Genomic DNA, 24,307 nt, shown 5'->3' with positions numbered 1-24,307 from the left:
AGCAAAAGAGGCGCCGTCGGGGTAGCTCCCCGGCGGCGCCTCACCTTGCCCTCTTGACAAACTTCTCTACATATCAGGTGTACCGGGTCATGAGGTTGGTAGCAGGCGTGTTGGCTTGATGTGGGGAGAACCTCCGGGTGAGGTGTGGCTTGTCTAGGTCCACCACCGTCCGGAGGTTCTCGTGTCCCACCGTAATGCCCGTACGACGTTCCATGGCCGACTGCTGATCGTGCAGCGGTTTCAGGCCGGCTGGGCTAAAGCCCATATTGCCAAGGCGATGGGAGTGTCGCGGAAGTGCGTACACACCTGGATCGATCGCTACGAAACCGAGGGCGAGGCGGGCCTGCTTGATCGATCCTCGCGTCCGCACACGACGCCCACCCGGATCGCCGGCAGCTTGGAGAATCAGATCGTGGCCTGGCGGCGGCGTCACCGCTGCGGACCTGACGAGATCAGCGCGAAGCTGGGGGTATGTGCCCGCACGGTGTCGCGGGTGCTGCGTAGACGCGGCGTGCCCTATCTGCGTGACTGCGACCCGATGACCGGTCAGCTGATCCGCTCGTCCAAAGCCACTGCTGTCCGTTACGAACGATCCCGGCCCGGAGAACTAGTGCATATGGATGTTAAGAAGCTGGGCCGGATCCCCGACGGAGGCGGTTGGCGCGCGCACGGCCGGGGGAACACCGGCTTAGACGTCAACCGGCGCAATGGGTTCGACTACATCCACTCACTCGTCGACGACTACAGCCGACTGGCCTACAGCGAGATCCTCGCCGATGAGAAAGGCTCCAGCTGCGCAGGATTCCTACGCCGCGCCGCAGCCTACTTCGACGCCCACGGCATCCCCGCCATCGAAGAAATCATGACCGACAATGCCTGGGCCTACCGATACTCACTCCGCGACGTCAGCGCCGAACTCGGCGCCCGCCAGATCTTCATCAAACCGCACTGCCCCTGGCAGAACGGCAAGGTCGAACGCCTCAACCGCACGCTGCAAACCGAATGGGCCTACAAACGCGTCTTCACCTCCAATAGCCAGCGCGCCGCAGCCCTTGCCCCCTGGCTCCACTACTACAACACTCAACGACGTCACAGCGCACTCGGCGGCCTCCCACCGATAAGCCGACTGACACCAACCTCATGACCCGGTACAGCTAGGCTCCGTCGCCCGCAAGCCGAGCGCGAGCACCAGCCGGTCGTCTGGATCGTTCAGCGACGTCGACAACAACTTCTCGATGCGACGGATGCGGTAGCGCACCGTGTTCGGATGCACGTGTAACCGCTGAGCGACCGCGGTGATGTCGCCGAACGCGTCAAGATAGGCCCCGAGCGTTTCTGCGAGCACCGGATCCTGTTCTCGCAGTTGACGTATCCGCGGGTCGACGAGCCGCTGACCGACCCGCGACACGATCTCATCGAGCAGCACGGTGGTACGCGCGTCGTCGAGCGACGCGACGTGGCCGATCGCGCCGGGGTGACGCTGTGCGCTGTCGAAGACCCGGTCCACCTCGGCGCGGGCGTTCGCGGCGGCGGCAAGCCCGGCGAGCGGGGCGGCGACGACCGCGCGCAGCGAGAGTCCCAGTTCCCGGTCGAGCGTCGCGACCACACCGCGCGCCCAGGACATCACCGCTGACGGCCCGCCGATCTTCGGCAGCAGCACATAGACCCGCCCACTGCTCGAGGCGATCTGCGCATCGGGTCGAAAGGCACTGGCGCTCAGAGCGATAACGCTCGCCGGTGTGGTGCCGTCGGCGTCGACGAACCCGACGAGTGCACCTCGACCCCCGACTTGGATACCGAGTTCCCGTCCGACGGCGTCGACGTCGACCACGTCACCGGACAGCCCGAGCAGCTCTCGCACCTGGCTGGTGTGTGTGGACGGCGAGGCCGACAGCCGCGACAGAATTCGTGCCGCAAGGACAGCGCCGCCGCGCAGCACCTCCTCGACATCGTCGGCCAGCGGTGCCGAACCCTGTTGCAGCCAAATGGTTCCGGCGAACCGGCCGGCTTTCGCATCGGGAACGTGGATGCCGACCGCCAGGCGCGGTCGCAGCCCCAACTCCGGTCGTTCGGCGACGCGCACAACGTCGGTGCTCGAACGCAGGGCGTCGAAGATGCCCCACCGCGCGAGCCAGGCCAGGTGCTCGGGCGGGCCGGCGCGGCCGAGGATGGTCAGCCGACGTAGCTCGTCGGCCTCGTCGCTGGACGCCGAATACGCCAGCACGTGGGAATTCTCGTCCTCGATGCTGATCATGCCGCGAGTGCGATCGGCCATCGACTGGGCCAAGCCGAACAGGTCGGTGCCCGGATCGTGGTGCGGATCGCCATGGTCGCCGTGATGTTCGAACGCGTGGTTCACCAGTTTGTACAGCGACTCCCAGCGGGCCCGCGGTTCGACGGCCACCACCGCAGTGCCCAGCGCGACGGCCTGCTCGACCGCGACAGGAGACGGTTCCTTGACGAAGATCGCCGCGGGCACGCGGCCGGTGCCTGCGAACTGCCGCTCGAGCCAGCGCACCGCGTCCACGTCGTCGACACCGAGCAGAAAGAACAGGTCCGCCGAGCCGGATCCGACGGCCAGACCCAGCCGGACATCGTCGGCGTCGACCAGGGCGACCGATGCGACCGGCATGTCCAGGCCGCGCGGCGCTTCGACCAGCGTCACCATGGTCCGGTCCAACGCCAGCAGCAGTCGGCCGAGGCCGAGACCGGCGGTTGGTGGCTCCATCACACGCCCCTTTGTCTGATCCGACTATAGATCGTCGGTGGCGTTGTCGGATCGACCATCGGATCGGGTGTCGTGGCCGAGCATCATTTCGTCATGGATGCCATCACCGACGTTCCCCCTCCGGCGAACGAGCCGGTCCACGATTACGCGCCGGGCTCGGGTGAACGCGCCCGGCTCATCGAGGCGCTGACCTCCGTCGCCGCCCACCCCGTCGACCTGCCGCACGTCATCGGCGGCCAACACCGGATGGGCGACGGCGACCGCATCGACGTGGTGCAGCCACACCGTCACACCGACCCTTCCGGACGGCTGGGCACCCTCACCAACGCCACTCACTCCGACGCGGCCGCGGCCATCGAGGCCGCGATGGCCGCCAAAGCGCAATGGGAGGCCACTCCGTTCGACAACCGGGCCGCGGTGTTTCTGCGGGCGGCCGACCTCCTCGCCGGCCCGTGGCGCGAAATGCTCTGCGCCGCCACCATGCTCGGGCAGTCCAAGTCGGCGTATCAAGCCGAGATCGACGCGGCCTGTGAGCTCATCGACTTCTGGCGGTTCAACGTCTCGTTCGCCCGAAAGATCCTCGAGCAACAACCGATCAGCGTGCGCGGGATCTGGAACCGCACCGACTACCGACCGCTCGACGGATTCATCTACGCGATCACGCCGTTCAACTTCACCGCGATCGCGGGCAACCTGCCCACCGCGCCTGCGCTGATGGGCAACACCGTGATCTGGAAGCCCTCGCCCACCCAGACATTTGCCGCCTATCTCACGATGCAGTTGCTGGAGCAGGCCGGTCTGCCGCCCGGCGTCATCAACCTGCTCACCGGGGACGGCGTGGAGGTTTCCGAGGTGGCGCTGTCCGATCCGCGGCTGGCAGGCATCCACTTCACCGGGTCGACCACGACGTTCCAGCATCTGTGGCGCGAGGTGGGCAACAACATCGACCGCTACCACGGCTACCCGCGCCTGGTGGGCGAGACGGGCGGCAAGGACTTCGTCGTCGCCCATGCCAGCGCGCAGCCCGACGTGCTGCGCACGGCGCTGATCCGCGGCGCGTTCGACTATCAGGGCCAGAAGTGCTCGGCGGCGTCGCGGGCGTTCATCGCGCGCTCGGTGTGGCAGCAGATGGGCGACGACTTCCTCTCGGCGACAGAGGAACTGCGCTACGGCGACGTGACCGACCTGACCAACTTCGGCGGTGCGCTGATCGACGCACGGGCGTTCGCCAAGAACGTCAAGGCGATCGAGCGCGCGAAGACCGCCCATGTGACCATCGCCGTCGGCGGCGAATACGACGACACAGAAGGCTATTTCGTCCGACCGACCGTGCTGTTGTCCGACGACCCGACCGACGAATCGTTTAAAACCGAGTATTTCGGGCCGATCCTGGCGGTTCACGTCTACCCCGACGACGGATACGACCGCATCCTCGACGTCGTCGACACCGGGGCGAAGTACGCACTGACCGGTGCGGTGATCGCCGACGACCGCTCGGCGGTGCTGGAGGCCGAACGGCGATTGCGCCACGCCGCAGGCAACTTCTACATCAACGACAAGCCGACCGGTGCAGTCGTCGGACAACAACCCTTCGGCGGGTCGCGGGCATCGGGTACCAACGACAAGGCGGGTTCGGCGCTGAACCTGCTGCGGTGGACATCGGCGCGCTCGATCAAGGAGACCCTCGTCCCGCCGACCGACCACAACTATCCGCACATGGAGCAGTGATGGGATTCTTCCAACGCGTTGCGCGGCCGGCGATCATGGCCGCCGGCCGACGGGACTCCCTGCGAAGAACCGCCGAGCGGCTTCCGGTGACACGCGATGTCGTGCACCGATTCGTGCCGGGGGAGACGGTGGACGATGCGCTCGACGCCGTTGTCCAATTGCGTGATTCGGGTCGCCTCGTGTCGATCGACCACCTCGGCGAGGACGTGACCGACGCGGACACCGCGACCGAGAACGTGCACGCGTACCTGACGCTGCTGGACGGACTCGCGCGGCGTGAAGAGGGACCGGCCGAAGTGCGGCCACTCGAGGTCTCGTTGAAGCTGTCGGCGTTGGGGCAGGCATTGGCACGCGACGGTGAGAAGATCGCGCTGGAGAACGCCCACACCATCTGCGAACGGGCGCAGCGCATCGGGGTGTGGGTGACGGTGGACGCCGAGGACCACACCACCACCGATTCGACCCTGTCGATCGTGCGCGATCTGCGCACCGAGTTCGGCTGGCTGGGAACGGCTCTGCAGGCGTATCTCAAGCGCACCCATGCCGACTGCCGGGATTTCGCCGCCCCTGCATTCTCTTCGCGCAAGCGCTCATCGGCCGCTGCGCGAATCCGGTTGTGCAAGGGTGCCTACGACGAACCGTCGTCGGTGGCCTACCGTGACCGCGACGACATCACCGACTCCTACCTGCGCTGCCTTCGGGTGCTGATGGCGGGAAACGCTTACCCGATGGTGGCCTCGCACGACCCGACCGTCATCGCGACGGCACCCGCGCTGGCCGCCGAGAACAACCGGGGCCGAGACGATTTCGAGTACCAGATGCTATACGGCATCCGCGATGCCGAGCAGCGCAGGCTGGCCGATGCGGGCAACCATGTGCGGGTGTACGTGCCGTTCGGCGCCCAGTGGTACGGGTACTTCGTGCGCAGGCTCGCGGAGCGGCCCGCCAACCTGATGTTCTTCCTGCGGGCGCTGGCCGAACGCCGCGGCGCTTAGAGTGCCACGCCGACGGGGATACCGGGCGAGCTGACGGGGCGGGCGGCGACAGGCATCACGACCGTCCCGCGGCATGCTCCGCCCAGGATTTCGGTCTGCCAGGTACCGAACAGCTGTCCGTCGATGTCGGGGGCGTAGAACACGCGCGACCGCGCCGGTGCGTACTCGCTGGGAACCCCGTCGCCGCGGAAGCACTCCCACTGCCAGTTGTAGGCGTACTGCCAGCGCGCCCCGTCCCAGGTGTAGCGGACCGGTTGCGGGATGGTGGGATTGCTCGGCGCGGGACCCGACACGACGGTGGCGACACACAGCCCCGCCGAGCAGTCGGTCGCCAGCACGTACTGCGCGCTGAAATCGGGTTCGGGTTGAGCGGCGGCGATGCTGGTGCCCATCTTGTCCGACGCGTAGGTGACGATCTCGTAGCGCCCGTTCCACACCGGATTCGCTGCGGCGGCCGTCGGCAGCAGCGAAACACTCGTGGCCACAGCACATGTCAGCCCCAACAGCGCACTGGTCAGGGCACGGGCGGACATATCGTGAACACTACTGAGCCGACTTCCGCCAACCCTTCGCGACACGGTTTGCCGAAGGCTACGACACCGTCACGGATTGGTCTCGATGTGCCGGTGGTCGCGGGGTCTCGCCGCAGCCGGCGGAGGACACGAGGAAGTATCCGGCGCCGCCGAACACCAGCGGCATCATCGCCATCATCCCGTAGATCGCGGTCATCGTGTCACCTCCTCCGATCGCTCTTACTTGGTATACGAAGCAGGGCGGCTCGCGGTTCGAAGCGGTCGGCGACGGGCCGGTTACGGTCGAGGCGAGAAGATGCGGAACGTGTTGTCCTCGGGATCGCGGAAGACGACCCAATACAGACCGTCCTCCTGGCGATCACTGACGCGCACCGCGCCCAACGATTCGACCCGGTCGGCGTGCTCCGACCACGCGGGTCCGCCGTTGAAGTCGATCATCAGCCGATTTTGTCCCGAGGGCAGGTCCGCGGCCGGGCGGCCCTGGAACATCCAGGTCACCCCGCCGTCGTCGAGGCCGACGGTCGCGAACTCCGCGGTCGCGTGCTCGTCGACCGGCCGGTTGAGCACCCTGGACCAGAAGCGCGCCAGCGCGGCGGCGTCGCGGCAGTCGAACGAATACATGCCGATCGGCATGGTGTCTGAAGTCGCCATGTCAGTCTCCTGTGGTCGCCTTTCTGCGTCACTGTGAAGACTCGGCACCGCGACCAAACTCATCGCATCCGTCAGCGCCCCGACAGCACCAGCAGGGCCCACGCCGCGATCGACTGCGCGTCGGTGATCACCCCGGCGCGCATCATCTGCTCGATTTCGGCACGGGTGAACCATTCGCTGTGCATGTCCTGTTCCTCGTGCTCGCGGTCGTGCTCGCCCTCGGTGATGCCGGTGGCCAGGAACACCCAGCCGCGCTGGCTGCTCATTCCGGGCGCCACGTCGAGCAGTCCCAGGCACACCAGCTCCGACGCACGCAGACCCGTCTCCTCACGCAGTTCGCGCGCCGCGAGGTCGGCGGGCGCCAGGTCCTTCTGGTCCGGCGCGGTGCCCTGCGGAAACTCCCAGCGCCGCAGACCCAGCGGATAGCGGAACTGCTCGACCAGCCGGAACCGGTCGCCATCGCGCGCGATCACCAACGCATAGGTCGGCTTGTCCACGACCGCGTAGATGCCGTCGCTGCCGTCTGGTCGGCGGATGTCGTCCTCGCGCAGCACCATCCAGTTGTTCCGGTAGACCTCGCGCGATGCCAGCCGCTCAATGTGAGTCACGCGCCCAGTATCGCCGAGCCGATATGGGTAACCTCGCTGCTTATGCTGCTGGCTTCGCTCAACCCCGCCGCGGTCGCGGGTGGCGCTGACATCGGGGACGCGGTCCGTATCGGCGGGGCGCAGTTGTCGCGCAGTGATCTGGTGGGGGCCGCGACGTCGGTGGCCGAACGCGTCGCGGGTGCGCAGCGGGTCGCGGTGCTGGCCACCCCGACCGTGGAGACCGTTTTGGCGGTGACCGGCTGCCTGATCGCCGGTGTGCCCGTCGTCCCGGTGCCCGCCGACGTCGGCGCTGCCGAGCGCAGACACATCCTGGGCGACTCGGCCGCGCAGGCGTGGTTGGGGGAGAAGCCTGCGGAGACCGAGGGTCTGCAGCACGTGCCGGTGCGGCTGCACGCCCGCTCGTGGCACCGTTACGCCGAACCGCCCGCCGAGACGCCCGCGCTGATCGTGTACACCTCCGGCACGACCGGCCCGCCCAAGGGTGTCGTCGTCAGCCGCCGCGCGATCGCCGCCGACATCGACGCGCTCGCCGAAGCGTGGCAGTGGACGCCCGACGACATCCTGGTGCACGGCTTGCCGCTGTATCACGTGCACGGGTTGATCCTCGGGCTGCTCGGATCGCTGCGAATCGGAAACCGGTTCGTGCACACCGGAAAACCGAGTCCGCAGAACTATGCGGCGGCAGGTGGGACGTTGTACTTCGGGGTGCCGACGGTATGGTCGCGGGTGGCCGACGACGCGGACGCGGCAGCGGCTCTGGCGTCGGCGCGGCTGCTGGTATCGGGCAGCGCCCCGCTGCCGGTGCCGGTGTTCGACAAGTTGGTCGAAAGGACAGGGCACCGGCCCGTCGAACGCTACGGATCGACGGAGTCGTTGATCACGATCAGCACCCGCGCCGACGGTGAGCGCAGACCCGGCTGGGTGGGCCTGCCGCTGACCGGTATCGAGACCCGCCTGGTCGACGAGCACGGTGGCGCGGCGCCACACGACGGGGAAACCCTTGGGCAGCTTCATGTTCGGGGCGCGACGTTGTTCGACGGCTACCTCAACCGCCCCGATGCGACCGCCGAGGTGCTCGACGCCGACGGCTGGTATCGCACGGGCGACGTCGCGGTGATCGACGCCGACGGTATGCACAGGATCGTCGGACGCGAATCCGTCGACCTGATCAAGACCGGAGGTTTCCGCGTGGGCGCCGGCGAGATCGAGGCTGCACTGCTCGGACATCCCGGTGTGCAGGAAGTGGCGGTCGTCGGTGTGCCCGACGAGGACCTCGGCCAGCGCATCGTCGCGTTCGTCGTCGGTGAGGCCACGCCCGACGACCTGATCGAGTATGTGGCCCAACAGCTCTCGATACACAAGCGACCTCGTGAGGTGCGGCTGGTGGACTCGCTGCCGCGCAATGCGATGGGCAAAGTGCTCAAGAAGGAGCTGGCACGGTGACGCTGAAGTTCGACGAGATCTGCATCGACGCCCACGACGCCTCGGCGTTGGGCCGGTGGTGGTCGCAGGTGCTGGGCTGGCCCCACGACGTCGACGACGACGGTGACGTCGTGCTGCACGCACCGCCCGGCGCCGGCCCCGACTGGCTCTTTCTCGCGGTGCCCGACGACAAGGTCGTCAAGAATCGCATCCACTTCGACTTCCGGCCCGACGATCAGCAGGCCGAAGTCGAGCGGGTGGTCGACCTCGGCGCGCGCCGGGTTGACATCGGGCAGGGCGATGAAAGCTGGGTTGTGCTGGCCGATCCGGAGGGCAACGAATTCTGCATCCTGGCCGCCGAAGATTGACCGCCCCGTCCCTATTGGCGCGAGCGTGCGGGTCTGTATACGACACGCCGCGAAATCTCAGCATCTTGCGCACGCTCGCGGCGGCTTCAGTGTGCGCAATCGCCGCATGTGGCACACCTCCGCCGCCGTCGTCCCCGGCGCCCGTTGTCGGCCAGGAGCCGTTGCGTATCGGACCTGCCGCGCAGGACACCGTCGGCGGGTGGCTGCCCGACGGCCGGACGGTCAGCCCGTTCAACGCCGAGCACCCGATCGTGAAGTGGCTCGACCCCGCGCTTCGCGAGGCGGTGCAGAAAGCGGCGCGTAGCGCCGAAGACGACGGCATAAAGATGCGCATCACATCCGGCTGGCGATCGAAGGGGTTTCAGGAGCGGCTCTTCGACGACGGCGTCGTCCGGTACGGAAGTGTCCAAGCGGCACGAGAATTCGTCGCCTCACCGGAGAAGTCGAAGCACGTGACCGGCGAAGCCGTCGACATCGGGCCTGTCGAGGCGGACAAGTGGCTCATCACCAACGGCCGCCGCTTCGGTCTGTGTCAGATCTACGCCAACGAGATCTGGCACTTCGAGTGGGCCGTCGTCGACGGGCGCTGTCCGCCGCTCAAGCCGAACGCCGCAGCGGAATGACGGCTCACCGCGACATCGAGGGGCGCTCGTCACGCCGCGAGCGACCGCGAAATGACCGTCCACGCCGGCGTGTTGCGGTACGAACACGGACGCTCGCACAACATGAAAAGAGGGCGGTGCTCAACCTCAGTTCTGGTGGAGCGCTTCGTTCAGCGTGATACCGGTGCCGTCGCGGTTGACCACCTCGACGGCGCCTGAGAGCGAATTACGCCGGAACAGCAGGTTGTCGGCGCCGGACAGTTCGCGCGCCTTGACGGTCTGACCGTCGGCGGTCTGCACCTTCGTGCCCGCCGTGACGTACAGACCGGCCTCGACCACGCAGTCGTCGCCCAGCGAGATCCCGATACCGGCATTGGCGCCCAACAGACACCGCTTGCCCACCGAGATCACTTCCTTGCCGCCGCCCGACAGCGTCCCCATGATCGACGCGCCGCCGCCGAGATCCGTCCCGTCGTCGATGACGACACCGGCCGAGATGCGGCCCTCGACCATCGAACTGCCCAGCGTGCCCGCGTTGAAGTTGACGAAACCCTCATGCATGACGGTCGTGCCCTCGGCCAGGTGCGCACCGAGTCGGACTCGATCCGCGTCGGCGATACGCACGCCGGTCGGCAGCACGTAGTCGACCATTCGGGGGAACTTGTCGACGCCGTAGACCGCCACCGGCCCGCGCGCACGCAGGCGCGCCCGCACCGTCTCGAAACCGGCGACCGCGCACGGGCCGTGATTGGTCCACACGACGTTGGTCAGCACACCGAACAATCCGTCGGCGTTCAGGCCGTGCGGCGCGACGAGCCGGTGCGAGAGCAGGTGCAACCGTAGATAGCCGTCATAGGCGTCGGCGGCCTTGTCCTCCAGCGACGAGATGACCGTCCGCACTGCCACGATGTCGACGCCGCGATCCTCATCGCGACCGGTCAGCGCGCCCAACTCTTCGGGCACCTCGGCCACCGACAGGCGCACCGTGCCCGACGGGCCGTCGGCTCCGAGTTCGGGTGCCGGGAACCATGTGTCGAGGACCGATCCGTCGGCGGCGATCGTCGCCAGCCCGATACCTGCAGCAGAAGTCACGCGGGTAAGACTAACGTCAGCCGTGTGAGCCTGGACTTGCACGGTGATCCGATCGCGCTGACCGCCGCGCTGGTGGACATTCCCAGCGAGTCGCGCCACGAGCGGCGCATCGCCGACGAAGTCGAGACCGCGCTCCGCGAACAGACCTCGATGGAGGTGATCCGCAACGCCGACGCCGTGCTGGCCCGCACGAACCTGGGGCTACCGTCGCGGGTGCTGCTCGCCGGCCACCTCGACACCGTGCCCGTCGCCGACAACCTGCCCAGCCGGCTGGTCGACGGGGAACTGCACGGCTGCGGCACGTCGGATATGAAATCGGGCGACGCGGTATTCCTGCACCTGGCCGCCACCGTTGCCGAGCCAACGCACGACATCACGCTGGTCATGTACGACTGCGAGGAGATCGAGGCGTCGGCCAACGGACTGAACCGCATCCAATCCGAGCTGCCCGACTGGCTGCGGGCCGACGTCGCGATCCTCGGTGAACCCTCCGACGGGTATATCGAGGCCGGCTGCCAGGGCACGCTGCGCGTCGTCATCAGCGCGAGCGGTACCCGCGCCCACTCTGCCCGGTCGTGGTTGGGCGACAACGCGATTCACAAACTCGGCCCCGTGCTCGACCGGCTGTCGTCGTACCGGGCCCGCAACGTGGAGATCGACGGCTGCACCTACCGCGAAGGCCTGTCCGCGGTGCGCATCGACGGCGGTATCGCCGGCAACGTCATCCCCGATGCGGCCTCGGTGTCGGTGAACTTCCGGTTCGCTCCCGACCGCAGCACCGACGAGGCGCTGCACCACGTGCGCGACGTGTTCGACGGCCTCGACGTCGAGATCGAACTCACCGACTCGGCGGCCGGTGCGCTGCCCGGGCTGACCAAGCCGGCCGCGGCCGCGCTGGTACAGGCCGCAGGCGGACAGGTCCGGGCCAAGTACGGATGGACCGACGTGTCGCGATTCGCCGCGCTCGGGGTTCCCGCGGTCAACTACGGCCCCGGTGATCCGAACCTCGCCCACCGTGTCGACGAGCGCGTCGAGGTCGCGAAGATCACCGCCGCGACCGACGTGTTGCGCCGGTATTTAACCGCTTGACCGCGCACCTACGCTGAATGCATGTGAGTTGACGACGTCTCCGGGTGCCGCCCGGATCCGACCGTCCCCCATTTCCGTGCGAGACACGAAGCGATCACTCACATGTCTTCCATCGTCTGTTCTGAGTTGTCATTTGTATGGCCCGACGACACACCGCTGTTCGACGAGCTGTCCTTTTCCGTCGGCGACGGCCGGACCGGTCTGGTCGCCCCGAACGGCGCCGGAAAGAGCGCGCTGCTCAAGCTGATCGCCGGTGAGCTGTCGCCGACGTCGGGTTCGGTCACCGTCGACGGCACGCTCGGGTACCTGCCGCAGACGCTGCCCTACATCGCACATCACACCGTCGCAGAACTGCTCGGCGTCGCGCCCGTCATCGCAGCGCTCGACGCGCTGGCCGACGGGAACCCCGGTGCCGACGTCTTCACCACGATCGGCGACGACTGGGACGTCGAGGAGCGCACGCGGGCACAGCTGGATCGGCTTGAACTGAGCCACATCGCGCTCGACCGTCGACTCGACACGCTGTCGGGCGGCGAGATCATCAGCATCGGCATCGCCGGTCAGCTGCTGAATCGGCCCGACGTGTTGCTGCTAGACGAACCGACGAACAACCTCGACGTCGACGCCCGCCACCGACTCTACGACGCGCTCGACGACTTCACGGGCTGCCTGCTGGTTGTCAGCCACGATCGGCTGCTGCTCGACCGCATGGATCGGATCGCTGAACTGCACCAGGGTGAAATCCGCTCCTACGGTGGCAATTTCACGCTGTACACGGAGGCGGTGAGCCACGAGCAGCGCGTCGCCGAGAACAATGTCCGCAGCGCTCACCAGCTGCTCAAGCGCGAGAAGCGCGAGATGCAGCAGGCGCGTGAGCGTGCGGCGCGGCGGGCGGGCACGGCGACACGCAACCTCAACGACGCCGGGTTACCGAAAATCGTTGCAGGAGCCCGGAAGCGGCGAGCCCAGGAGTCCGCGGGCCGCATCGACGGCGTGCACGCCGCGCGGGTCGACGATGCCAGGGCTCGCCTGGACGACGCCGAGCGGGCGGTCAGGGACGACGACGCGCTCGTACTGGACCTACCCGGCACCGACGTACCCGCCGGCCGGGATGTGCTCACCGCCAAGGGGTTGCGCTTCTCGGCCGGTGAGCTGCTGCTTCTCGACGACGTCGACCTGTCGGTGCGCGGGCCCGAGCGTATCGCGCTGACCGGGCGCAACGGGGTGGGCAAGTCGACGTTGCTGCGCATCGTCGGCGGGGACCTGGCACCGGACTCCGGTTCGGTACAGCGCAGCGGTGCCCGCGTGGCGTATCTGTCGCAGCGGCTCGACCTGCTCGATCCGCGCCTCACCGTCGCCGAGAGCCTCGCCGCGTATGCACCGAGCCTTTCTCACACCCGTCGCATGCACCTTCTGGCGCAGTTCCTCTTCCGAGGCGACCGGATCCATCTGCCGGTGGGCGCGATGTCCGGCGGTGAGCGGTTGCGCGCGACACTCGCGTGCGTGTTGTTCGCCGAACCGGCACCCGAGTTGCTCCTGCTCGACGAGCCCACCAACAACCTCGACCTCGTCAGTGTCGGGCAGCTTCAGGCCGCGCTGAACGCGTACCGGGGCGCATTCGTCGTCGTCAGCCACGACGAGCCCTTCCTCGCCGACATCGGCGTGCAGCGGTGGCTTCGGCTATCCGGCGGCCGTCTCGAGGAGCAGTGGATGCCCTGATCGGGCGTCGCGCCGCATGAAATCGGCGCACGGCCAGCTATCCGGGGCACGGTAAGTTTGAGACCCGTAGCGTGTCGTCAAGGGGGTCGCGCCATGGGCATCGCGCCCGATTCCAGCCCGTACGGCGGTCAGACCGTGACCGGCCCGGGCTGGCCGAACGTCGACGAGGAGACGTTGGCCGCAGCGGCGGCGTCGTACGAGGCGTTGGCGTCCAAGATCAGTGGCAACGTCGTGCCCGAACAGCAGGGTCAGCTGATGCAGCTGTCCGATTCATGGGAGGGCGCGGGCGCGCTCGCCGCCGCGGGGGAGGCCACCAGCATCATCGGCGGGCACGAGGCCAACGCGGCGCAGGCGGCCGCGATCGCGGCGAAATTGCGGGCGATGGAGGCCACGGTCGTGAAGACGAAGATGCTGGCGAACACGATCGCCCAAGAGGTCCAGCATGAGTGTGAAGCCCTCTCGGCGATGCCGTTCAGCAACGCCCAGGAGCTGGTGCAGAGCCGGATCAAGATGGGGCTGTCGCAGAACATCGCCAACATCACCGCCAGCACCACCGAACTCGCGAACACCCTCGGCGTACCGCCGAGCATCCCGCTTTTCGGCGTCCCACCCGTGCCCGGAGCCAAGGAGGCGCAGGACAGCGGGGAGGAAGCCGCGAAGCAGGCCGGTGACGGTTCACAGCAGGCGATGCAGATGGTCGGCCAGATGGGAGCCATGGCCGCGCAGCTGCCGATGCAGATCGGCCAGACGCTGATGCAGGTGCCACAGCAGCTGGGCCAGCAGCTCTCGCAGCCGCTGCAACAGCTGACGTCGATGTTCGGCCAGGGCGGGAAGGCCGACTCCCTCGGCGCCGCGGGGCTGCCCTTCTCGTCGTTCTCCAACCATCCGCTCGCCGGCGGCTCGGGCGCCGGTGGCGGTTCCGGCATGGTCCGGGCGGCGTCGCTGCCGGGCTCCGGCGGTGCGCCACTGCAAACCCCGCAGATGGCCAACCTCGTCGGCAGCAAGGCGGTCAGCACCGCACCCGCGCCCGACGGCGCGACCGCGGGGGCCGCCGCGGTCGGCGGGGCGGCCCCGATGGCCGCGGGCGGCGGTATGGGCGGGATGGCCCCGATGATGGGTCAGCGCGGCGTCAGCGGGGGCACCGCACCAGGATTGGCCGTGCCCGCGCCGCTGGAGCACGATCTCGACGACGACGACGATGACGACTGGTGACGAGGAGCGCACATGGGTAGCCCACTGAGAAAGCCCGACGGCATCAGCTGGAACGCGGCGGCGGTCGAACTGCCCGAGATACCGATGATCCCGGCGGGACAAGACGCGATGAGCGCCACCATTTCGGCGGTACTGCCGACGCTGGCCGCCCAGCTGACTACCAACGTCGCCGCGCTGTCGGCCAAGGAGAACACGTTCTCGGGCAAGGTGGGCGTCGCGCAAGCCGCCTACGAGAACTCCGACGACGCGGGCTCTCAGTCGGTTGGCCAGATCGTCGGGATGCTCGGCCAGGTGGGGCAGCAGGCCGGTCAGATGGGGCAGATGGCGGGGGCGCCTGCTCAGACCCTCGGTGGGCAGACCGGAATGTTCGGCTCCCTCATGCAGCAGGCCATGCAGGGTGCCCAGTCGCCGGGCGGCTCGTCGGCCACCGGTGGGGGTGCGCCACCGAGCGGTGCCGCACCGACAGCCGCGGCGGGAGCGCAGAGCCCGGGTGCGGGCGCACCGGCGCAGCAGCCTCGCGACGACGCCGGGCTGCAGACCGGTGAATCCGACGATCGTGAGGACCACCGGCCGTTGAACCGCGGCGATGACCGCCCGTGGGACGGCGCCGCCGGACCACAGGGCAGTGAATCGGGTGCGGGCGCTGCCCCCGTCACCCCTCCGAAGTCTGGGGACGACGACGTCGCCCGCAACCTGTAGCGGTTACCCCACCTGGGGACGCGTCTGCGCGGGTCGCGGGCCCTCCGCGGCGACCGGCGCCTCCGGTGGGCGACCCACTACTGCCGAATCACTAGGTGCGGCTTGGTATTCCGGTTCGGCACGGCGCGTCGGCTCGGATGGTTTTTCGGCTGGGTCCTCGTCGGAGCGTGCGCCGGTGCCGTCATCGTTGACGCGACTGTCGTCGCGCTCGGGTGTCTCCTCGCCTCGCGCGGCCTGCTGTACACCTTGCGCGATCATCTGCGGAACCTGTTGCAGCCCTTGCGCAAGACCCAGCAGCGGCGCCGCCATCGACCCGACCAGCTGTCCGACCTGCTGTCCGACCTGACCGAGCATCTGGCCGACCATCTGATCGCCACCGGGCGGGCCCACGCCGTTCGCGGGGGAGCCTGGGACGCCCCCTGTTGTCGATGTGCTTTCGCTCACTTCCGTATCCCGTTGACCGTCAAGCGCGTCGGCGGCCGCGCGCAACTTCTCGGCTCCTTCGTGGTCGCCCTGCTCGTACATCTGGGCGGCCTTTTGCAGCAGGTCAGAGATCGTCGCACCCGCGTCGGCGGTGGAGTGCACGGTGCCAAGCCGAGCGTCGAGCGCGCTCGACAACGCGGCGCCCACTCCGGCCGCGATTTGGCCGTGGCTGTTCTGCACGCCGGTTGCCTCCGGTACGCCGGCGAGCACGTGCGACAGGTCCGTCACGACGCGGTCGTGGATCGAGGCGGAGGACCGCAACCCGTTTGTCTGCGCGAACAACTGACTCATGACAGTCAAGCCTAGGGCCGCGACAAGACCCGTCCTGACACGAATTTCAGCGGTGCGCTTCGCCTTGGGCTGCGGCGTCCGCGGCGGCGCCGTGCCACCCGCACGCCGCGTAACCCTGGGACACCTCGGCCAGCGCGGCGGCATCCCGCGCGATGAGTGCTCGGCTGTGAACCAGCGCCAACCGCCCAGTCGCGCAGTCACATTCGGTGCTCACCCGTTCGATCGCGTCCGCGGCCCGCATGTCGCCGAGCCGTACCGCGTCCACCAGCGAGCGCAGCGCGACGGCCGTCTGTCCTCCACGCTCGGCACTGCGCACCGCCTCACGGGCCGCGGCGACGGCGCCGTGCTCGTCGCGGCGCGCCCACATCGTCCATGCCCGTGCGAGTGCCAACTCTGGAGCGAACAGCATCGACTTCAATCCGTGCCGAGACTCGGCGCGCGCCAATGCCTTCCCCGCCTCGACACCCGCACCGAGCTGGCCGAGCGCCTGGGCCAGCAGCATCCACGCCAACGGACCCCACGAGTAGCCGGTGGGGGCCAGCGCCGCGGCCGCACGACGCAGCAGGCGTACCGCCTCCTCGAGCTCACCCTTGGCGATCAGCACGTCGGACACCAGCACCTCACCGATCGCGCGCCCTGGTTGTTGCAACTGTGCGAAGTCGGTGAGCCGCTGGGCAAGCTGCTGAGCCCGGTCCAGTTCACCTGCCATCAGCAACGCCGTCGTCTGCCCGAATCCGCTGGTGAACCGCAGAAGCCCCGGATGCCCGGCGGTCATCGCCCGCTCGGCCAACGCGTCGACATCGGCGAACCGGCCCGTCCGCGCCGAGCTCAACGCCGCTGCCGCCGCCGCCCAGCCGATCGCGGTGTCGTCGGCGTCCGGCGACGCCAACACGCCGGTGGCCACCTCCATCGCCCGCGACACGCTCCCGGCGTTCATCGCAAACGTCGCCGACAACGCGTCGAGGGTGATGCGTGCGGCCGGCGACGACACCCGGTTGCGTGTCGCACGCAGGAACGCCGTGGCGCGCTCGGGCTCGGACAGCATCCAGAACTGGTTGGCGGCCCGCGGCAGCGCCCACGCCATCAGCTCGGTCTCCGACAGCGCGGCACCGTTCACGCCGTCGAGCACCGCGTCCGCGTCGCGGCCTCGGCCCTGCCACGCCAGCGCGTACGCGAGCGTCAGCCGGGTGGGGAGGTCATCGGGTGCGCCCTGGAGCGCGGCGCGGCCGAGCCGTTCGCTGAGCACCAGATCGCCGAGGCGCAACGCCTCCGCGGCCGCCGAGGACTGCTCCGATGGCCCCTGCGGACTGTCGCTGTCGAGCGCCAGCACCGCGCGGCGCAACCTGTCGACGGCGCCGTGACCGGGCCGCCCGGCCAGCCGGTCGACGACTTCACCCCGCAGCCTGCGCAGCTCCGGGCCGCCCAACGCTTCGCGCACCGAGTCGGCGAACAGCGGATGCGCCGGGTGCACCCAACCGTCGTCGACCACGACGGCACCCGATGCCGCTGCGGCCTCGACCGACTCCGGGTCCACCAAGGCTTCGAGCTCGTCGAGCGCCAGCGGGTCGTCGACGGCCAGGTACTCCAGGACGCCATAGGCGGCGTCCGGAAGGGCGGCGACGAATTCGTCGACCGACGCGGCCACCCGACGGTCGTCCTGACCCGGCGGCTCGAGGTCAATGCGCTCGACGAGGCCGTCGTCCCACAACGCCGAGACACCGTCGGCCATCACCCCCGACGGCGCTACCGTCACGATCAGCGCGGCGGTGCCGCTGACCGCGAGCTGGTAGATCAGCGCCGCCGACAACGGATCCAGCAGATGAGCGTCGTCCACCACCAGCAGGCGCCCGTCGCCCAGAGTGTCGCGGGCGCTGCGCAGAACGTCTGTGGTCTTGCCGGTGTCGGCGACGTCGATGAGGCGGCTGACCGCCGCGAAAGGGACCGCGGCCATCGGCGCGGTGGCGGTGACCCAGTCGACGCGGTGGTAGGCCCCTGCGAGCCGCTCTGCGGCCGCTCGCGCCAGCGTCGTCTTACCCACGCCGGCGGGACCGATCAGGACGGCGCCGGAACGCTTCTGCAGACCGGCTTCGATCGAATCGAGTGCCGGTCCGGGCGGCGAGGTGACCCACTCAATCGGCACCGCCGGAGTCTATGGCTAAATCGATCGCCGCACTCCTCAACGCGGCCGGGGGCCGCTTGATCGTCGTGCGGCTGAATTCGATGGCCGCACTCCTCAACGCGGCCGGGGGCCGCTTGATCGTCGTGCGGCTAGGTTGTGCTCGTGTCCGCAGAACCCCACGCTCGCGAGTCCCGTCGTCAGTGGGCGGTGTGTGTCTACTGCGCGTCGGGTCCGATGCACCCCGAGCTCATCGGGCTGGCCGAGGAGGTCGGGGTGGCGATCGCCGAGCGGGGTTGGAGCCTGGTCTCCGGCGGCGGAAACGTTTCTGCGATGGGTGCGTTGGCGACGGCGGCCAGGTCCCGCGGGGGCCACACCGTCGGTGTCATCCCGAAGGCGCTGGTGCATCGCGAGGTCGCCGATGTCGACGCCGACGAACTCGTGGTCACCGACACGATGCGTCAACGCAAGGAGGTCATGGAGGGGCGGGCGGACGCGTTCATCGCGCTGCCCGGAGGCATCGGCACGCTCGAGGAGTTCTTCGAAGCCTGGACAGCGGGTTATTTGGGTATGCATGACAAACCGGTCGTGCTGCTCGACCCCATCGGGCACTACGACGGGCTGTTGGCTTGGCTGCACGATCTGCGCGACAGCGGGTACGTCGCGCAGGGGGCACTGGACCGATTGGTCGTCACCGTCGACGTCGAGTCGGCCATGACGGCGTGTGCGCCACAGCCATGAACACGGTCACTAGGGTGTGCGACAAACGAACAGGGAGGGACGAACGCGCATGACCGAGAAGTCGGGGATTCGCCGCAGCGTCGGTCTATTGGACATCGCCGCCCGCGCGCCGGGCCTGATCGCGGACCTGCCGACGATCCTGCGCGGCGTCGTCACCGGTTTCGGTGCCCGGCCCTCGGCCAAGACCTCGATCGGCAAGGTTTTCCAGGACCGCGCCGCACGCTACGGCGACAAGGTGTTCCTCCGGTTCGGTGACGAGCAGATCACCTATCGCGAGGCCAACGAGACCGTCAACCGCTACGCCGCGATCCTGGCTGCCCGCGGCGTGGGCCACGGCGATGTCGTCGCCATCATGCTGCGCAACTCCGCGGAGCCCGTGCTGCTGATGCTGGCGTCGGTCAAGTGCGGCGCGATCGCCGGCATGCTCAACTACAACCAGCGAGGCGATGTGCTCAAGCACAGCCTCGGGCTGCTGGAGGCCAAGGCCATTGTCGCCGATACCGACTTCGTCGAGCCGATCACCGAGTCCGGTGCCGACACCGACGGGCTGCTCACCATCGACGACCTCAAGCGCCTGGCCTCGTCTGCGCCCACCAGCAACCCCCCGACCACCGCGGCGGTGCTCGCCAAGGACAACGCGTTCTACATCTTCACCTCGGGCACCACCGGCATGCCGAAGGCCAGCGTGATGACGCATTACCGCTGGCTGCGGGCGCTGGCCGGGTTCGGCGGCCTCGGAATGCGGCTGACCAGCAAGGACACCCTCTACTGCTGTCTGCCGCTGTATCACAACAACGCGTTGACGGTCGCGCTGTCGTCGGTGCTGAACTCGGGCGCGACGCTGGCGATCGGCAAGCAGTTCTCGGCGTCGAAGTTCTGGGACGAGGTGATCCGCCACGACGCGACCGCGTTCGTCTACATCGGCGAGATCTGCTCGTATCTGCTCAGCCAGCCTCCCAAGGACACCGACCGCAAGCACAAGGTGCGGGTCATCTGTGGCAACGGGCTGCGCCCGGCGATCTGGAACGACTTCACCGAACGATTCGGCATCGACCGGGTGTGTGAGTTCTACGGCGCCAGCGAGGGCAACACCGCGTTCGTAAACGTGTTCAACATTCCGCAGTCCACCGGTATCTGCCCGTCGCCGGTGGCCTTCGTCGAGTACGACCCGGAGACCGGCGATCCGCTGCGCGACGACAAAGGCCGCGTCAAGAAGGTGTCCACCGGTGAGCCGGGCCTGTTGCTGTCCAAGGTCAGCAACTTCCAGCCCTTCGACGGCTACACCGATCGCGAAGAGACCGAAAAGAAGTTGGTGCGCAACGCTTTCCGCGATGGTGACGTGTGGTTCAACACCGGCGACCTCATGCGCTCGCAGGGGTTCGGGCACGCGTCGTTCACCGACCGGCTCGGCGACACCTTCCGGTGGAAGGGCGAGAACGTCGCCACCACCGAGGTGGAGACGGCCATCTCCGCCGCTCCGCAGGTCGAGGAGTGCACGGTCTTTGGCGTCGAGGTCGAGGGCGCAGGCGGACGCGCGGGCATGGCCGCGATCCAGCTCAATGAGGGCGAGAAGTTCGACGGCAAGGCGCTGGCCAAAGCCGCATACGACAAGTTGCCCAATTACGCGGTGCCGCTGTTCGTGCGGGTGGTCGAGGAGTTGGCGTACACGTCGACGTTCAAGAGCCAGAAGGTCGACCTTCGAAAGGAGGGCTTCAACGTAGAGGAGATCGACGATCCGATCTACGTGCTCTCCGGTCGCGACGAGGGTTACGTCGAGTTCTACGACGACTACCCCAAAGAGGTCGCCGACGGAAAGAAGCCCAAGAATTAGCGATCGTGAGTGGAAACGTTCGCCGCCGAACGAAATCACGCACAAATCGCGCCGCCGTAGCCTGGAAGGGTGAACACGCACTCGGGCCGCTTCCTGGGCCGGCCCGTCGCCGCCGATCGAGCGCTGATCATGGCGATCGTGAACCGGACTCCGGACTCGTTCTACGACCGCGGCGCCGCATTCACCGACGAGGCGGCCAAGACGGCCGCGCACCGGGTCATCGAGGACGGCGCCGACGTCGTCGACGTGGGCGGGGTCAAGGCGGGCCCGGGTAACACCGTCGACACCGACGAGGAGATCGCGCGCGTCGTTCCGTTCATCGAATGGCTGCGCAGCACCTATCCCGATCAGCTGATCAGCGTCGACACCTGGCGCTCGGCGGTCGCCAAACAGGCGTGCGCGGCCGGAGCCGACCTGATCAACGACACCTGGGCCGGCCACGATCCGGCGCTGCCGGAGGTGGCCGCGGAGTTCGGTGCAGGCCTGGTGTGCTCGCACACCGGCGGCGCACAACCGCGCACTAGGCCGGCCCGGGTCAACTACGGAATCACCGAACGCGGCGTCGTCGACGACGTGATCGCGGAGGTAACCGCGGCGGCCGAACGCGCGGTCGCGGCGGGGGTGGCGCGCGACGCCGTGCTGATCGACCCGACGCATGATTTCGGCAAGAACACTCATCACGGTCTTAGTTTGTTGCGCCATGTGAAAGAGCTTGTAAACACTGGATGGCCCGTCCTGATGGCGCTGAGCAACAAGGATTTCGTCGGGGAGACTCTGGGTGTGGGTTTGACCGAACGCCTGGAGGGCACCCTTGCAGCCACCGCCCTGGCGGCCGCAGACGGAGCCGCGATGTTCCGGGTGCACGAGGTCGGACCGACTCGGCGTGTACTGGAGATGGTCGCGTCGATCCAGGGCGGACGGCCGCCGACGCGCACGGTGAGGGGACTGGCATGACACTCACACCCGAACTTCCCGCTACTGACGTCGTCATCGCACGCTGGCTCAGCGACCACAGCTGGAGCCGGCCGACGTGGACGGTCTCAGAACTCGAAGCCGCCAAACGGGGCCGCACCATCTCGGTGGTGCTGCCCGCCCTCAACGAGGAAGAGACGGTCGGCAGCGTCGTCGAGACCATCACCCCGCTGCTCGGTGGGCTGGTCGACGAGCTGATCGTGCTGGATTCCGGCTCGACCGACGACACCGAGATCCGCGCCCTGGCCGCCGGTGCCCGGGTGATCAGCCGTGAGGCGGCGCTGCCGGAGGTGGCTCCGCAACCCGGCAAGGGCGAGGTGCTGTGGCGCTCGCTGGCCGCCACGACCGGTGACGTCGTGGTGTTCGTCGACTCGGACCTGATCGACCCCGACCCGATGTTCGTGCCCAAGCTGGTGGGTCCGCTGCTCACCACCGACGGTGTGCACCTAGTCAAGGGCTTCTACCGCAGGCCGCTGAAGGTCAGCGGCAGCGAGGACGCCAACGGCGGCGGGCGGGTGACCGAGCTGGTGGCCCGGCCGCTGCTGGCCTCCCTGCGGCCCGAGCTCAGCTGCATCCTGCAACCGCTGGGCGGTGAATACGCGGGCACCCGTGAGCTGTTGACGTCCGTACCGTTCGCGCCGGGCTACGGGGTCGAGATCGGTCTGCTGATCGACGCCTACGACCGGCTCGGCCTCGACGGGATCGCCCAGGTCAACCTCGGTGTTCGCACCCACCGCAACCGGCCGCTGACCGAGCTGGCCAGCATGAGCCGCCAGGTGATCGCGACGCTGCTGTCGCGCTGCGGGGTGCCGGACTCCGGTGTGGGGCTGACGCAGTTCTTCGCCGACGGTCAGGACTACACGCCGCGGACATCGTCGGTGTCGCTGGCCGACCGCCCCCCGATGGTGACCCTGCGCCCACGCTGAGTCATCTCGCCGCTTGATCGTCGTCCGCCGGGCTGAATTGGCGGACTCCTCAGCGCGGCTCGTCCCTCGCCGCTTGATCGTCGTCCGCCGGGTTGAATTGGCGGACTCCTCAGCGCGGCTCGTCCCTCGCCGCTTGATCGTCGTCCGCCGGATGTCGGCGCGCTGAGGCAGTATCGAAACCGTGAGCCTGGTTCTGCTGTATCTGGTCGTACTGGTCCTGATTGCCGTGGTGCTGTTCGCCGTCGGCAGCGTCGTGTTCGGGCGCGGTGAACCGCTGCCCCCGTTGCCGCGGGAGACCACCGCTACGGTGCTGCCCGCCTCCGGCGTGACGAGCGCCGACGTCGACGCCGTCAAGTTCGCCCAGACGCTGCGCGGCTACAAGACCAGCGAAGTCGACTGGGTGCTCGACCGGCTGGGCCAGGAACTCGACCTGCTGCACGGTCAGCTGGCCACCCTGCGGGCCACCCACGGCATCGAAGACGACGAGCCCATCGAGGGTGGCGCGCACGCATTGCAATCCGAGGAGGAGTCGTGACCGCAGCCACCCCGGAGACCTCCGAAGAACCCTCCTTCCAACCCGACGGCCGTGTCCGGTGCGCGTGGATCGACGAATCACGTTTGGCCCCAGCTGATTTCATTCTCTACCGCGACTATCACGACACCGAGTGGGGGCGGCCGCTGCGCGACTCGGTCGCCCTTTTCGAGCGGGTGAGCCTCGAAGCGTTCCAGAGCGGGCTTTCGTGGCTCGTGATCCTGCGCAAGCGGGAGAACTTCCGCCGAGCGTTCCACAATTTCGACATCGACCGGGTCGCGCGCTACACCGAGCGCGACATCACGCGGTTGATGGGCGATGCCGGGATCGTGCGCAACCGCGCGAAGATCGAGGCCACCATCGCCAACGCGCAAGCGGCGGCCGACCTGCGTGACGCGGGAACCGACCTGGCCGAGCTGTTGTGGTCGTTCGCACCGCCGCCCCGGCCGCGGCCCGCCAGCTTCGCCGAGGTTCCGGCCGTCACCCCAGAGTCGACCGCGATGGCCAAGGAATTGAAGCGCCGCGGCTTCCGCTTCGTGGGACCCACGACCGCCTACGCGTTGATGCAGGCGACCGGAATGGTCGACGATCACACCGCCGACTGCTCGGTACCGGCGACTTCAGCGGCACCCGGTAAGCGGCCTTAGCCGGGTCTTTGCACACCGAACGGCGCCGATAGGGAACAATAGAGGCGTTCAGTAGCAGTTTCAGTGCCGGGAATGTCAACGAGTGGGCAGTCTCGGCCCCGACCGAGCCCGCGGGCGGGCCGGCTCATCTGGAGGGAGCACTCGATGGCGGCGATGAAGCCCCGGACCGGCGACGGTCCACTGGAAGCAACCAAGGAGGGGCGCGGCATCGTGATGCGGGTACCACTGGAAGGCGGCGGGAGACTCGTCGTCGAGCTGACCCCTGATGAGGCCGCCGCGCTCGGGGACGAACTGAAGAACGTCACGAGCTGACGGTTCCGCT

Annotated in this window: 25 protein-coding genes; 17 read left to right on the top strand and 8 right to left on the bottom strand. The window is 68.2% G+C overall.

All coding sequences use genetic code 11. The features are described 5' to 3' along the window. Positions 1 to 181: 181 nt before the first annotated feature. Entirely contained in the window at positions 182 to 1,144 is a 963-nt protein-coding gene (locus tag AU192_RS12970; RefSeq protein ID WP_064396711.1) for an IS481 family transposase, read from the top strand. On the opposite strand, the gene AU192_RS12965 is transcribed toward AU192_RS12970, so the two are convergent. After that, positions 1,139 to 2,728 carry a PucR family transcriptional regulator gene (locus tag AU192_RS12965; RefSeq protein ID WP_064396710.1) on the bottom strand — a complete coding sequence of 530 codons (1,590 nt, stop codon included), beginning with the start codon at positions 2,726 to 2,728 and terminating at the stop codon, positions 1,139 to 1,141. The two genes, AU192_RS12970 and AU192_RS12965, sit on opposite strands and share 6 nt — an antisense overlap. 93 nt (positions 2,729 to 2,821) lie before the next feature. Here AU192_RS12965 and pruA point away from each other — a divergent pair, with 93 nt between their 5' ends. Together pruA and AU192_RS12955 are read left to right on the top strand one after the other, a co-directional pair. After that, on the top strand, positions 2,822 to 4,456 hold the full coding sequence (gene pruA / locus AU192_RS12960) for an L-glutamate gamma-semialdehyde dehydrogenase (protein ID WP_064396731.1): 1,635 nt from the start codon (positions 2,822 to 2,824) through the stop codon (positions 4,454 to 4,456). Continuing rightward, positions 4,456 to 5,451 (top strand): proline dehydrogenase family protein, encoded by a 996-nt coding sequence (locus AU192_RS12955; RefSeq protein ID WP_064396709.1) that lies wholly within the window; start codon positions 4,456 to 4,458, stop codon positions 5,449 to 5,451. The genes pruA and AU192_RS12955 overlap by 1 nt, the downstream gene beginning before the upstream one ends. On the opposite strand, the gene AU192_RS12950 is transcribed toward AU192_RS12955, so the two are convergent. The 4 genes from AU192_RS12950 to AU192_RS12940 form a co-directional block, all read right to left on the bottom strand. After that, the gene (locus AU192_RS12950) at positions 5,448 to 5,984 is read right to left on the bottom strand and encodes an Rv2253 family sensor-like surface protein (protein WP_064396707.1); all 537 of its coding nucleotides are present in this window, start codon (positions 5,982 to 5,984) and stop codon (positions 5,448 to 5,450) included. The two genes, AU192_RS12955 and AU192_RS12950, sit on opposite strands and share 4 nt — an antisense overlap. A gap of 58 nt (positions 5,985 to 6,042) precedes the next feature. Beyond that, entirely contained in the window at positions 6,043 to 6,180 is a 138-nt protein-coding gene (locus AU192_RS25705) for a hypothetical protein (protein WP_156656448.1), read from the bottom strand. An 80-nt stretch (positions 6,181 to 6,260) separates the two neighbouring features. Next, positions 6,261 to 6,635: a VOC family protein gene (locus AU192_RS12945; RefSeq protein ID WP_064396705.1), complete on the bottom strand. Its 375-nt coding sequence runs from the start codon at positions 6,633 to 6,635 to the stop codon at positions 6,261 to 6,263. Between the two features lie 71 nt (positions 6,636 to 6,706). After that, on the bottom strand, positions 6,707 to 7,243 hold the full coding sequence (locus AU192_RS12940) for an NUDIX domain-containing protein (RefSeq protein WP_082694012.1): 537 nt from the start codon (positions 7,241 to 7,243) through the stop codon (positions 6,707 to 6,709). 42 nt (positions 7,244 to 7,285) lie between these two features. Between AU192_RS12940 and AU192_RS12935 the strand changes: the two genes are divergently transcribed. From AU192_RS12935 to AU192_RS12925, 3 genes are all read left to right on the top strand, one after another. Next, on the top strand, positions 7,286 to 8,686 hold the full coding sequence (locus tag AU192_RS12935; protein ID WP_064396704.1) for an acyl-CoA synthetase: 1,401 nt from the start codon (positions 7,286 to 7,288) through the stop codon (positions 8,684 to 8,686). Then, a complete protein-coding gene (locus AU192_RS12930; protein WP_064396702.1) occupies positions 8,683 to 9,033 on the top strand; it encodes a VOC family protein in 351 nt (116 codons plus the stop codon). The genes AU192_RS12935 and AU192_RS12930 overlap by 4 nt, the downstream gene beginning before the upstream one ends. Positions 9,034 to 9,095: 62 nt before the next feature. Beyond that, positions 9,096 to 9,656 (top strand): M15 family metallopeptidase, encoded by a 561-nt coding sequence (locus AU192_RS12925; RefSeq protein ID WP_064396728.1) that lies wholly within the window; start codon positions 9,096 to 9,098, stop codon positions 9,654 to 9,656. A 126-nt stretch (positions 9,657 to 9,782) separates the two neighbouring features. Here the strand turns inward: AU192_RS12925 and dapD are convergent, their stop codons facing one another. Further along, on the bottom strand, positions 9,783 to 10,769 hold the full coding sequence (gene dapD / locus AU192_RS12920) for a 2,3,4,5-tetrahydropyridine-2,6-dicarboxylate N-succinyltransferase (RefSeq protein ID WP_231987843.1): 987 nt from the start codon (positions 10,767 to 10,769) through the stop codon (positions 9,783 to 9,785). On the opposite strand from dapD, the gene dapE reads away from it, so the two are divergent. The 4 genes from dapE to AU192_RS12900 all read left to right on the top strand — a co-directional run bounded on the left by dapE (position 10,752) and on the right by AU192_RS12900 (position 15,446). Beyond that, positions 10,752 to 11,816 (top strand): succinyl-diaminopimelate desuccinylase, encoded by a 1,065-nt coding sequence (dapE, locus tag AU192_RS12915; protein ID WP_064396696.1) that lies wholly within the window; start codon positions 10,752 to 10,754, stop codon positions 11,814 to 11,816. The two genes, dapD and dapE, sit on opposite strands and share 18 nt — an antisense overlap. Before the next feature lie 102 nt (positions 11,817 to 11,918). After that, a complete protein-coding gene (locus AU192_RS12910; RefSeq protein ID WP_064396694.1) occupies positions 11,919 to 13,535 on the top strand; it encodes an ABC-F family ATP-binding cassette domain-containing protein in 1,617 nt (538 codons plus the stop codon). Positions 13,536 to 13,628: 93 nt separating this feature from the next. Continuing rightward, positions 13,629 to 14,747: a hypothetical protein gene (locus AU192_RS12905; protein ID WP_064396692.1), complete on the top strand. Its 1,119-nt coding sequence runs from the start codon at positions 13,629 to 13,631 to the stop codon at positions 14,745 to 14,747. 12 nt (positions 14,748 to 14,759) lie between these two features. Next, positions 14,760 to 15,446: a hypothetical protein gene (locus AU192_RS12900; protein WP_064396689.1), complete on the top strand. Its 687-nt coding sequence runs from the start codon at positions 14,760 to 14,762 to the stop codon at positions 15,444 to 15,446. Positions 15,447 to 15,449: 3 nt separating this feature from the next. Here the strand turns inward: AU192_RS12900 and AU192_RS12895 are convergent, their stop codons facing one another. Together AU192_RS12895 and AU192_RS12890 are read right to left on the bottom strand one after the other, a co-directional pair. After that, on the bottom strand, positions 15,450 to 16,220 hold the full coding sequence (locus tag AU192_RS12895) for a type VII secretion target (protein WP_064396688.1): 771 nt from the start codon (positions 16,218 to 16,220) through the stop codon (positions 15,450 to 15,452). 46 nt (positions 16,221 to 16,266) lie between these two features. After that, positions 16,267 to 18,360: an AAA family ATPase gene (locus AU192_RS12890; protein WP_064396686.1), complete on the bottom strand. Its 2,094-nt coding sequence runs from the start codon at positions 18,358 to 18,360 to the stop codon at positions 16,267 to 16,269. Positions 18,361 to 18,501: 141 nt separating this feature from the next. On the opposite strand from AU192_RS12890, the gene AU192_RS12885 reads away from it, so the two are divergent. The 7 genes from AU192_RS12885 to AU192_RS25120 all read left to right on the top strand — a co-directional run bounded on the left by AU192_RS12885 (position 18,502) and on the right by AU192_RS25120 (position 24,297). Further along, positions 18,502 to 19,077, top strand: coding sequence for an LOG family protein (locus tag AU192_RS12885; protein ID WP_064396725.1), 576 nt, complete (start codon positions 18,502 to 18,504; stop codon positions 19,075 to 19,077). 49 nt (positions 19,078 to 19,126) lie between these two features. Beyond that, entirely contained in the window at positions 19,127 to 20,908 is a 1,782-nt protein-coding gene (gene fadD6 / locus AU192_RS12880; RefSeq protein WP_064396684.1) for a long-chain-acyl-CoA synthetase FadD6, read from the top strand. A gap of 129 nt (positions 20,909 to 21,037) precedes the next feature. Next, positions 21,038 to 21,862 carry a dihydropteroate synthase gene (folP, locus tag AU192_RS12875; protein ID WP_064396724.1) on the top strand — a complete coding sequence of 275 codons (825 nt, stop codon included), beginning with the start codon at positions 21,038 to 21,040 and terminating at the stop codon, positions 21,860 to 21,862. Continuing rightward, the gene (locus tag AU192_RS12870; protein ID WP_064396681.1) at positions 21,859 to 22,806 is read left to right on the top strand and encodes a glucosyl-3-phosphoglycerate synthase; all 948 of its coding nucleotides are present in this window, start codon (positions 21,859 to 21,861) and stop codon (positions 22,804 to 22,806) included. Before folP ends, AU192_RS12870 begins: the two co-directional genes overlap by 4 nt. A 181-nt stretch (positions 22,807 to 22,987) precedes the next feature. Continuing rightward, a complete protein-coding gene (locus AU192_RS12865) occupies positions 22,988 to 23,341 on the top strand; it encodes a DivIVA domain-containing protein (RefSeq protein ID WP_064396679.1) in 354 nt (117 codons plus the stop codon). Further along, a complete protein-coding gene (locus tag AU192_RS12860) occupies positions 23,338 to 23,985 on the top strand; it encodes a DNA-3-methyladenine glycosylase I (RefSeq protein WP_064396677.1) in 648 nt (215 codons plus the stop codon). The genes AU192_RS12865 and AU192_RS12860 overlap by 4 nt, the downstream gene beginning before the upstream one ends. A gap of 144 nt (positions 23,986 to 24,129) precedes the next feature. Then, positions 24,130 to 24,297 carry a DUF3117 domain-containing protein gene (locus AU192_RS25120; RefSeq protein WP_005059648.1) on the top strand — a complete coding sequence of 56 codons (168 nt, stop codon included), beginning with the start codon at positions 24,130 to 24,132 and terminating at the stop codon, positions 24,295 to 24,297. The last annotated feature ends 10 nt before the right edge of the window (positions 24,298 to 24,307 follow it).

The sequence above is a fragment of the Mycobacterium lehmannii genome, assembly GCF_001499925.1.
Taxonomy (GTDB): domain Bacteria; phylum Actinomycetota; class Actinomycetes; order Mycobacteriales; family Mycobacteriaceae; genus Mycobacterium; species Mycobacterium lehmannii.
Note: the sequence above shows the minus strand (reverse complement) of the source record. Positions and strands in the feature narration are given on the sequence as shown.

Coding starts and splice junctions, on each gene's coding strand:
- AU192_RS12965 (WP_064396710.1), bottom strand. CDS start 2,728: ATGGAGCCACCAACCGCCGGTCTCGGCCTCGGCCGACTGCTGCTGGCG.
- pruA (WP_064396731.1), top strand. CDS start 2,822: ATGGATGCCATCACCGACGTTCCCCCTCCGGCGAACGAGCCGGTCCAC.
- AU192_RS12955 (WP_064396709.1), top strand. CDS start 4,456: ATGGGATTCTTCCAACGCGTTGCGCGGCCGGCGATCATGGCCGCCGGC.
- AU192_RS12950 (WP_064396707.1), bottom strand. CDS start 5,984: ATGTCCGCCCGTGCCCTGACCAGTGCGCTGTTGGGGCTGACATGTGCT.
- AU192_RS25705 (WP_156656448.1), bottom strand. CDS start 6,180: ATGACCGCGATCTACGGGATGATGGCGATGATGCCGCTGGTGTTCGGC.
- AU192_RS12945 (WP_064396705.1), bottom strand. CDS start 6,635: ATGGCGACTTCAGACACCATGCCGATCGGCATGTATTCGTTCGACTGC.
- AU192_RS12935 (WP_064396704.1), top strand. CDS start 7,286: ATGCTGCTGGCTTCGCTCAACCCCGCCGCGGTCGCGGGTGGCGCTGAC.
- AU192_RS12910 (WP_064396694.1), top strand. CDS start 11,919: ATGTCTTCCATCGTCTGTTCTGAGTTGTCATTTGTATGGCCCGACGAC.
- AU192_RS12905 (WP_064396692.1), top strand. CDS start 13,629: ATGGGCATCGCGCCCGATTCCAGCCCGTACGGCGGTCAGACCGTGACC.
- AU192_RS12900 (WP_064396689.1), top strand. CDS start 14,760: ATGGGTAGCCCACTGAGAAAGCCCGACGGCATCAGCTGGAACGCGGCG.
- AU192_RS12895 (WP_064396688.1), bottom strand. CDS start 16,220: ATGAGTCAGTTGTTCGCGCAGACAAACGGGTTGCGGTCCTCCGCCTCG.
- fadD6 (WP_064396684.1), top strand. CDS start 19,127: ATGACCGAGAAGTCGGGGATTCGCCGCAGCGTCGGTCTATTGGACATC.
- folP (WP_064396724.1), top strand. CDS start 21,038: ATGGCGATCGTGAACCGGACTCCGGACTCGTTCTACGACCGCGGCGCC.
- AU192_RS12870 (WP_064396681.1), top strand. CDS start 21,859: ATGACACTCACACCCGAACTTCCCGCTACTGACGTCGTCATCGCACGC.
- AU192_RS25120 (WP_005059648.1), top strand. CDS start 24,130: ATGGCGGCGATGAAGCCCCGGACCGGCGACGGTCCACTGGAAGCAACC.